A 1,710-nucleotide genomic window follows, 5' to 3' on the forward strand; every position below is an offset into this window, starting at 1 on the left:
CTGGCCCGGGAGCGGCGCGTGGCCGTGGAGGCGCAGCAGGCCGAAGGCGACCGGAACGCCGCCCAGCTGGCCCGCATGGAGACGCGCCTGCGCCGCCGCCTGACCACGGGCGAACCGGGCGACAATCCGCTGGATTGGGCCGTGGACCAGATCAATCTGGCCCAGGTCCAGCTGACGCGCATGCGCCTGACCGGACGCGGCGAGGCCGGGCATCTGGGTCTGGTTCTGGTGGAAGCGGCCGAGACCGCGCGCGAACTGGGCGCCGGGCTGATCGCGGACCGGGCCGACCAGTTGCTGGCGGCGGTGCGTCAGACCTTTCCCAGCAGCCCGGCCTGAGTCCTCAGGCGGCCTGACGGCGCAGACGCCAGAACCGAAGCGTCCTGAGCGCCGTCTCACGCGGCAGGTCGGCATAGTGGCGGGCGTATTCGCGCGCCTTGCCCATGGCGTTGTCCTCGCGGTTCAGCAGCACCACGGCATAGGTCAGGAACAGGGCCCGATCCAGATCCGCTGACTTGCAGACCACCGCCAGGGCGTCCATCTCGCGGCGCTCCACGATGGTGCGGGCGGTGTGGAAATCGATGTCCGACAGTTCGGCCAGGGCGATCAGGAAGGCCGTGCGGCCGCCCGAGCGCAGGAACCGCGCCAGCACCTCCGGCGTCAGCTGATTGGCGGCCTTGAGCTCCTGCACATAGGCCAGTTGCTCCTTGTAGTCCGGCGGCAGCACCCCGTCGGCGGCGGCCACGCGCGCGCGGCCCGCCTCCAGCGCATTCTCCAGCAGGGCCGGGTCCAGCTTGGCGTTCTGCTCCAGGATCTGCTGGCGCAGCCGGGCCTCGACCACGAAATACATCTCGTTCAGCAGGTCCGGCGGCAGGCTGGCGCGATTGACCACCGCCTCATGCAGCGCCGGATTGGCACGCGCCCGGTCCACCGCCGCCTCGCTGGAGGCGCGCGACAGGCGGGCGCCGTCGTTGCGCAGCAGGGCGCCGAGGGTCTCGTCGTCGCCCCGCTCTACAATGACGGAGGACAGGGCCTCCGACACCGACGAGCGGCTGGACACGGCGCGCAGGCGATCCTGTCCACCCTCACGCACCGCCTTCATCAGATCGGCCTGGTCCAGCACGGGAGAGGCGGCGAGAACCGGTGCGGCCACCGCGTCCGACCCATCCTCGGCCAGAAGCCGGATCAGACGGCGCGGGGCGTCGGCCTGGGAGGCGAAGCGTTCGGCCAGTTCGGCGCGAACGGCCTCCTCCATGTCATCGGCCAGGTGCGCCAGCACCACGCCATAGTGCTCGGTCTCCGCCTCGGACCGCGCCGTGGCGCCGAAGAAATGATCGGTCAGGTCACGCAGCAGGGCGCGGCGCTTCTCGCTGGAGCCTCGCGCGCCATGTCGATCAGCTCGGGCAGGCGCGAGCCCGTCTCCACCGATTCGGTCATGGCCTCGCTCACAGGTCGTCGCCCGCCACGGACGGCGCCAGGCCGCCCTGATTGCGCATCAGGGCCGGGGGCGGCGGCGGCTCGGCCAGATCCACCGGCGCGCTGTCAAGGAAGAAGGGCGCAGGCAGGGTCGTGGCGTCCGGTGTGCGGCCGGCCTCGCGGTGAACCGAATAATAGCGGGCGCCGTCGCGGCTGTTCGTGCTCGCCCGGGGTTGCGGCGCGGGCTGGGTCGAAGGCTGGGAAGACGGCTGGGGCGCGGGCTGGGCCGCGCCGGCG

General features: G+C 72.0%; 1 protein-coding gene and 2 pseudogenes. 1 reads left to right on the forward strand and 2 read right to left on the reverse strand.

Annotated elements, in window-relative coordinates:
• A pseudogene (locus MBEBAB_RS16660) lies at window positions 1-336 on the forward strand (hypothetical protein); the annotation flags it as partial.
• Window positions 337-340: 4 nt separating this feature from the next.
• On the opposite strand, the gene MBEBAB_RS14705 reads toward MBEBAB_RS16660, so the two are convergent.
• Both MBEBAB_RS14705 and MBEBAB_RS16665 read right to left on the reverse strand, forming a co-directional pair.
• Window positions 341-1,276, reverse strand: coding sequence for a DUF2336 domain-containing protein (locus tag MBEBAB_RS14705; protein WP_306302045.1), 936 nt, complete (start codon window positions 1,274-1,276; stop codon window positions 341-343).
• A gap of 166 nt (window positions 1,277-1,442) precedes the next feature.
• A pseudogene (locus MBEBAB_RS16665) lies at window positions 1,443-1,710 on the reverse strand (hypothetical protein); the annotation flags it as partial.

This window comes from Brevundimonas abyssalis TAR-001 (assembly GCF_000466985.1).
GTDB lineage: Bacteria > Pseudomonadota > Alphaproteobacteria > Caulobacterales > Caulobacteraceae > Brevundimonas > Brevundimonas abyssalis.